General features: G+C 59.3%; 7 protein-coding genes and 1 tRNA gene. 5 read left to right on the forward strand and 3 right to left on the reverse strand.

All coding sequences use genetic code 11. The features are described from left to right. Nucleotides 1–28: 28 nt before the first annotated feature. Nucleotides 29–763, reverse strand: coding sequence for a rhomboid family intramembrane serine protease (locus tag Q1B15_RS12590; protein WP_299754086.1), 735 nt, complete (start codon nucleotides 761–763; stop codon nucleotides 29–31). 31 nt (nucleotides 764–794) lie between these two features. After that, nucleotides 795–4,130 carry a bifunctional proline dehydrogenase/L-glutamate gamma-semialdehyde dehydrogenase PutA gene (gene putA / locus Q1B15_RS12595; RefSeq protein WP_299754080.1) on the reverse strand — a complete coding sequence of 1,112 codons (3,336 nt, stop codon included), beginning with the start codon at nucleotides 4,128–4,130 and terminating at the stop codon, nucleotides 795–797. 95 nt (nucleotides 4,131–4,225) lie between these two features. Between putA and Q1B15_RS12600 the strand changes: the two genes are divergently transcribed. The 3 genes from Q1B15_RS12600 (at nucleotide 4,226) to Q1B15_RS12610 (ending at nucleotide 5,387) form a co-directional block, all read left to right on the forward strand. Further along, nucleotides 4,226–4,687, forward strand: a complete 462-nt coding sequence (locus Q1B15_RS12600) for an Lrp/AsnC family transcriptional regulator (protein ID WP_299754081.1) — start codon at nucleotides 4,226–4,228, stop codon at nucleotides 4,685–4,687. Between the two features lie 31 nt (nucleotides 4,688–4,718). Beyond that, nucleotides 4,719–5,255, forward strand: coding sequence for a tetratricopeptide repeat protein (locus Q1B15_RS12605; RefSeq protein WP_299754082.1), 537 nt, complete (start codon nucleotides 4,719–4,721; stop codon nucleotides 5,253–5,255). Between the two features lie 46 nt (nucleotides 5,256–5,301). Further along, nucleotides 5,302–5,387 (forward strand) — tRNA-Leu (locus tag Q1B15_RS12610). A gap of 4 nt (nucleotides 5,388–5,391) precedes the next feature. Here the strand turns inward: Q1B15_RS12610 and Q1B15_RS12615 are convergent. Then, complete coding sequence (locus Q1B15_RS12615) at nucleotides 5,392–5,919, reverse strand: DUF2799 domain-containing protein (RefSeq protein WP_299754083.1); 528 nt, start codon at nucleotides 5,917–5,919, stop codon at nucleotides 5,392–5,394. Nucleotides 5,920–6,146: 227 nt separating this feature from the next. Between Q1B15_RS12615 and Q1B15_RS12620 the strand changes: the two genes are divergently transcribed. Further along, nucleotides 6,147–6,878: an RlmE family RNA methyltransferase gene (locus Q1B15_RS12620; protein WP_299754084.1), complete on the forward strand. Its 732-nt coding sequence runs from the start codon at nucleotides 6,147–6,149 to the stop codon at nucleotides 6,876–6,878. After that, nucleotides 6,865–7,279: ThuA domain-containing protein (locus Q1B15_RS12625; protein ID WP_299754085.1), on the forward strand; the 415-nt coding region annotated here is incomplete at its 3' end. The genes Q1B15_RS12620 and Q1B15_RS12625, both read left to right, overlap by 14 nt.

Here is a 7,279-nt window from a genome sequence, read left to right on the forward strand (position 1 = left end):
AACCTGCACGAATAGGTCAGAGGCCGCGTCACCTATGGCGGCGGACGGTTGGGATGCCTGTTTTAACACGGCGGTATTTGGCTTGTGGATGCGGAGGCGCGCCTTCTGTGCGCTTCCAATAGTCGGTTCCCCCCATTCTGAGCCAGACCGGAGCCGTCATGAGTAAACCCGCCACAAACCCGCCCGCATGCGCCCAATAGGCGACACCGCCGCCTGCCGTCGGAGCGGCAGCGCCCTGCACAAGTTGGATGCCAAACCATGCCCCAAGGACGATCCATGCTGGTATCGGAATGACGCGGATGATGACGACAATGAAGATCAGCACATCGACGCGGGCCTTTGGGTATAGCAATAGATAGCCGCCCATGACGCCGGCGATTGCACCGGATGCGCCAACCATCGGGACCGTGCTTGCAGGGTCAGAAAAGAACTGCGCGCTTGCGGCGGCCAGTCCGCTGGCAAGAAAGAAAAGAAGGTAGCGGACGTGGCCCATCGTATCTTCCAGATTGTCGCCGAAGACGCAGAGAAACAGCATGTTACCCACCAGATGCATGAAGCTGCCGTGCAGAAACATCGAAGTCACAAACGTTTCGGGGGCCGCGATTGCGGGGACTAATCCGTAGTTGAAGAAGAAGTTCGACAGGGCGCGCTCATCGCTGAAAAGCGCGTGGTAACTGGCGAACACCAGAATATTGACGGCAATCAGCGCCCAGGTGACGTAAGGCGTGCGGGAGGACGGGTTGTGATCGCGAAACGGGAACATGGGCAGAACCGACCCCGTTGGCCGTGAAAGGTCAAGTGTCTGATACTTCAGCCAGAAGGGCTGCATTTCCGCCCGACGCGGTGGTATCGACGCACAGGTGCCGCTCGTGGCGCACCTCGAAGCTGCGCGGCGTGGCTGTTATCAGGGGTAAGATTGCGCCGGCACGCTGGGCGAGTGCGGTCGCAAAGGCGCGCGCTTCGGTCTCCGAACCCCAGAAGATCGCGCCACCGATGTGGGTCGCATTGCCAAGCAGGTCAGGGGTCATTTCAGGTGCAATCTTCGCGGTTCCGCCGACGGCCTCGATGGCAAGCCGTTGCTTTTCGGCCAAGTCTTGTCCGGGGCCGAGGCAGAGAAATGGTGGTCGTGGGTGTTCGGTCAGGCGGTTGGTCTCCCCTGTTGGCCCGGGCATGTTGCGCTCTACCTGCGCGCCCGGATCCACGTCTTTGGTGAAGCGTGCCACATAGGACGGGCCGCCCGCCTTAGGGCCGGTTCCCGAAAGGCCTTCACCTCCGAAAGGTTGGGTGCCGACGACGGCCCCGATCTGGTTGCGGTTCACGTAGACGTTGCCGACGCTGACGCTCTCGACAATGTCCTGAACACGCCCATCAATGCGCGTATGAAGGCCGAAGGTCAGACCGTAACCCATTGAATTAATATCGTAAATAACCTTTTCAAGCTGATCAGCGCGGAAGGTCGCGATGTGCAGGACCGGGCCAAAAATTTCGCGCTTTAGAGCCGTGATAGCCGTGACATTTACAAGGGCTGGCGCAAGGAAGGTGCCGCCTTGCGGCGCGGCAATCAGCGGGCGTGCGTTGTGGTCTTTCAGGTGCGCGGAGATCCCGTCATGGGCGGTTTGATCAATAAGGGGGCCGATGTCGGTTGCAAGATCCCACGGATCGCCAACTGTCAGCGCTTTGATTGCGCCGGTGAGCATTTCGCGAAAAGCGGGTGCGATATCGTCCTGAATATAGACGCAGCGCAAGGCGCTGCACCTTTGGCCTGCCGACTGAAACGCCGAGGCGACCACGTCGCGCACGGCCTGTTCCAGAAGCGCGGTAGAATCGATGATCATCGCGTTGATGCCGCCGGTTTCGGCGACCAGTGGTGCGCCGGGCGCAAGAGTTTCGGCCATGGCGCGGCGGATGGTTTGCGCCGTCGCGGTCGAGCCAGTGAAGGCAACTCCGTCTACGCGCGCATCAGATGTAAGCATGCGGCCAACAGTTGCCCCGGTTCCAGGCAGGAATTGCAAGGCGGCCACGGGCACGCCAGCATCGTGCATCAACTGCACAGCGCGATGCGCGACAAGGGGCGTCTGCTCTGCTGGTTTTGCAAATACCGCGCAGCCTGCCGCAAGGGCGCCGGATATTTGACCGGTGAATATTGCCAGAGGGAAGTTCCAGGGGCTGATACAGGTGACTGTTCCAACGGGTTCGCCCGTGCAATGAGTAGCCTCGCTTGCGTAATAGCGCAGAAAATCAACGGCTTCGCGCACTTCTCCGACGCAATCCAGTAAGGTTTTGCCTGCCTCGCGTGCCAAAAGCGCAAATAGCTCAGGCGCGTTTTCCTCATAGAGGTCGGCGGCGCGGTTTAGGACGAGGGCGCGCTCGGTCGGGGAGGCCGACCATGGTTTTGCGGCACCGAAGGAAGTCGCTATGCATTCTCTATCAGCCTGAACAACCGTACCGACTAGATCGGCGGGGTTCGCAGGGTTTAAGATCTCTTGCGCTTGCAATGATCCAGCGGCGCCCGCGACAATCGGAATTGCCGACCAGAGTTGGTTTTTAAACGGGGCGCGGGCGGCTTCAAGGCTGGTCAAAGTCGCGCCGTCGGTGAGATCCCAGCCGATCGAGTTTTTGCGGTCTGGGGCGTAGAGGGCTTGCCCGGAGCGGATGCTGGGGCGAATGTTCGCAGTCGCAAATGGATCCGAGGCCACGGTTTCGGCGGGGACGTCTTCGTCCACCAACTGATTGACGAAGCTGGAATTCGCGCCGTTCTCAAGCAGGCGACGGACAAGATAGGCAAGCAGATCGCGGTGCGCGCCAACGGGGGCATAGATGCGGCAGCGGATTTTGTGTTGCTTGCGGACAGTCTCAAAGAGTTGTTCGCCCATTCCGTGAAGCCGTTGAAATTCAAAGGTCTCCATATCGTAACTCATTCGAAGAACGGCTTGTACTGTGTGCGCGTTATGGGTGGCAAACTGCGGGTAAATTCTGTCAGTCATCCCTAGAAGCTTACGCGCGCAGCCAATATAAGAGACGTCGGTGGCTTCTTTGGCGGTGAAGACAGGGAAGCGATCAAGCCCAAGGACTTGCGCGCGTTTGATCTCGGTATCCCAATAGGCGCCTTTCACGAGGCGGATCATCAGTTTGCGGTCAAACCGCTTCGCAAGATTGTAGATGTGGTCGATCACCGGGGCGGCACGCAGGCCATAGGCTTGCACGACAATTCCGAAGCCATCCCAGTCGGCAAGGCGCGCATCCCCAAGAGCGGCCTCGATCACGTCGAAGGACAGTTCCAGGCGGTCTGATTCTTCGGCGTCGATGTTCAGGCCGATGTTGCGCTCGGCGGCCATGATCGCAAGGTCGACAAGGCGCGGGGTCAGTTCGGCCAGAACGCGCTTGCGTTGGGATACCTCGTATCTGGGGTGCAGCGCGGACAGCTTCACCGAAACGCCGGGACGGGACTTGACGTCTTTGCCGGTCGTGGTGTCACCGCTTGCGCGGATCGCGCTTGCATAGGAGGCGAAATAGCGCTGAGCGTCGGCGTCGGTACGCGCGGCTTCGCCGAGCATGTCGTAGGAATAGGTGTAGCCCTTGGCTTCCATCGCGGCGGCGCGGGTCATAGCCGAGGTCATGGTCTGGCCCAGTACGAACTGCTGGCCCATTTCGCGCATAGCGCGGCCGACGGCCTTGCGGCTCACGGGTTCGCCCAGACGTTTGACCGCCTCGCGCAAGGCACCGGCAACCCCAGGTCCAGTTTCGTCAAGAACGCGGCCTGTCAGCATCAGTGCCCAGGTCGAGGCGTTGACCAGAGAAGACGACGAGTGGCCAAGGTGTTTTCCCCAGTTGGACGGCGCGATCTTGTCTTCGATCAGCGCGTCGATCGTCTCGGAGTCTGGAACACGCAGAAGCGCTTCGGCAAGGCACATCAGTGCTACGCCTTCATCCGTGGAAAGCCCGTATTCGGCGAGGAAGACTTCCATTATGCCGGGTCGCCCAGTGGTGCGGATTGCGCGGACCAGCTTTGCGGCTTCGTCGCAAATCATGGCACGGTCCGTGTCGGTGAGCGCAGCAAGTTTTGTGACCGCAGACAGCGTGGCGTCCTCAGCGGGATACGTGGTGAAGCGGGTCAAAGGTGTGTGTGTCATACATCAAATATAGCAGCGGCACTGTAGACGAAATAGTTGAAATATGCGACGAACGCGCGAAATCGGACCAAAAATATCTGGAGTTTTAGTCAAATATGGATTTGTCGCTTGATAAAACAGATCGAAAGATCCTTGATATCGTATCTGCGGACGCCAGAATCTCGATTACCGAGCTTGCACGGCAAGTTGCCCTTTCCAAAACGCCTGTCCTTGCGCGGTTGAAACGGCTCGAAAAGCAGGGCGTCATTCGAGGGTATTCGGCGCAGATTGATCCGGTTCGATTGGGATTGGATCACGTGGCTTTTGTCGAGGTCAAGCTGAGCGACACGCGCGAGAAGGCTTTGTCGGCGTTCAATGCGGCTGTCGTCGCGGTGCCTGAGATTGAAGAATGTCACATGATAGCCGGAGCGTTCGATTATCTGTTGAAGGTCAGGACACGGGATATGACACGGTATCGTATTGTGCTGGGCGAACGCATTTCCAGCATGCCGCATGTCGCACACACCGCGACCCATGTGGCGATGCAGGCGGTCAAGGATGGCGGTTTCGTGACTTGACGGCGCCGTCAGGCACGCCACCTTATTAAATATGAAACACCTTTTTATCCTGCCGCTCCTTGCCGCGCCCGCTTTCGCAGATTGTCCGGCACCGCCCGATATTTCCGCGGCCGCCGATTTGCTTTTGGATCGCGCGCAGGCCGCCCCGAATGAGATGGCCGCGCGTGGTATTTCCAGCCAATTGTGGGAACTTTGGGCCAAGGCACCGGACGAACAGGCGCAAGCGCTTCTTGATCGCGGGATGGCGGCACGGTCGTCTTATAACTTCGTAGATGCGATTGATGCGTTTGACAGACTGACGGAATATTGCCCGGATTATGCGGAAGGATACAATCAGCGCGCCTTCGTCAGCTTCCTGCGTCAGGACTTTGCCACCGCGCTTGTGGATCTTGACCGCGCGCTTGAGCGGTCTCCGCGTCATGTTGCCGCGATTAGCGGCAAGGCTTTGACGTTGATGGGGATGGGGCGCGACGACGAGGCTCAGGACGTCTTGCGTGAGGCGGTTGAGTTGAACCCGTGGATTTCCGAACGCAGTCTTTTGATCGAGCCGCAGGGCGAAGAGTTGTAGGCTTCTAGCTTGCCCCTGCTTTGATGTCGTCTTAGGAAGATCCGGCGCGGGCGTGGCGGAATGGTAGACGCATGAGACTTAAAATCTTTGGGGCGAAAGCCCGTGCCGGTTCAAGTCCGGTCGCCCGTACCAATCCTTAGTATCTGAACCGGTTTCGCTGAGCTCTGAGCCGCGATATCTCAAGCCTCAAAAGTAAGCGCTCAGCCGTCAGCGTTGCTCGGGCCGGGTCGGTGTCCGGAAGATCGCGGATCAGCGAGCCAATGCGGGCTATCCGCCGTTCGCTTTCGTCGATATCGCGATCCAGCCTGTACCATGAGAGGCCGCGTTCGTTCTCGTCGAGAAGTGCGGGGCGATCTGCAATCGGGCATACCGGGCGCAAATGGTCGCCTTCGGCGCCTTCCCGATAAGCATTTCGCGGCGTGCAATAAAGCTTCAGGCCTTCGGTTCGCCCAGCTTCCCAAAGCGTCTTGTTCGGGGCTATGCCAAAGTCGTTGCAGGCGCGCGCATGGCGGAAAACCTGATCCGGGCCTTGGCCGCGTGCGCCGTCCTGAAAGCCGATTTCGCGCCAGTCGCCGCCGCGGCAGGTGTCTTCGCTGAGCGATGCACAGGAGGCGAGGGCAATAAAGCACAGCCCTGCAAGTACACTTATACTTTTTACCGTCACGGATTTAACCTTTCGTTCTGCTCTGCAGTCGTTGCTATTTCGGCGATGGGTTTGGCGTGCGGTGCCGGGTTTTTGACGTCTGTGAAGAGATAGGACATTGGCGCGGTCTCGCTTGCGAATCTGTTGGGCAACCCTAACAAGCCGCGACGTGATATGAACTATCAGACAGCGGTCTCTTGCTAGCATGTGATGCGCGGGCTATCGGAAACCGGTCAGGAGACGGTCATATGGAAAAGAAAACCAGCGGACGCGGTGCGCGCGATCTGCGCGTCAAAGTGAAGACCGCGCGTGGACGCAAGCTTAGCTCGACCCTTTGGTTGGAGCGCCAGCTTAACGATCCTTACGTGAAGCGCGCGCAGGCCGAAGGGTTGCGGGGGCGGGCGGCGTTCAAGATCCTTGAGTTGGATGAGAAGTACCGATTTCTTGTACCCGGCGCGCGGGTTGTCGATCTGGGCTGTGCTCCCGGCGGTTGGTGTCAGGTAGCCGTGCGGCGTGTGAACGCGCTTGGCGACAGAAAGAGCAAGGCCATTGGCCGGGTTCTTGGCGTTGACCTGCAAGAGGTCGAGCCCATTTCCGGCGCGGAAATCCATCAGCTTGATTTCATGTCGGACGGCGCAGACGAGAAGGTGAAAGCCTGGCTTGGGGGCAATGCGGATGTAGTGATGTCGGATATGGCGGCGTCGTCGTCGGGCCACAAACAGACCGATCACTTGCGCATTGTGGCTTTGTGCGAAGCGGCCGCAGAACTGGCCTTTGACGTTCTCGACCCCGGCGGGACATTTGTGGCGAAAGTGCTCGCCGGTGGCGCGGAAGGCTCGCTTCAAAAGCTGTTGAAGATGCGCTTCACATCAGTTGCGAACGTGAAGCCTCCGGCGTCGCGTGCGGACAGTTCGGAAAAGTTTGTCGTCGCGCGCGGGTTTAAGGGCCTTTCAGGTGAACAGGACGATGACGATGATTAAGGCGCTGGTTTGGGGCGAAAACATCCATGAGCGCGAAAACGAGGTCGTGGCGGGCGTCTATCCCGACGGCATGCATGCCTGCATCGCGGCCGCGTTGAATGCAGACCCCGGCATTCAGGCCGAAACGGCAACATTGCAGGACCCAGAGCATGGGATCACGGCGGAGCGGCTTGCACGAACGGACATCTTGTTGTGGTGGGGGCATGCGGCACACGCGGATGTATCGGAGGTTGTCGTGCAGCTCGTGGCGGACGCAGTCTATTCGGGCATGGGTCTCATCTTACTGCATTCGGCGCATTTTGCCAAAATTTTCAAACACCTGATGGGAACACCGTGCAATCTGACGTGGCGCGAGGCGGGCGAGCGGGAGCGGCTTTGGGTGACGGCTCCGGGGCCTCCGA

This window comes from uncultured Boseongicola sp., from assembly GCF_937988555.1.
In the GTDB taxonomy this organism is placed as follows: Bacteria; Pseudomonadota; Alphaproteobacteria; order Rhodobacterales; family Rhodobacteraceae; genus Boseongicola.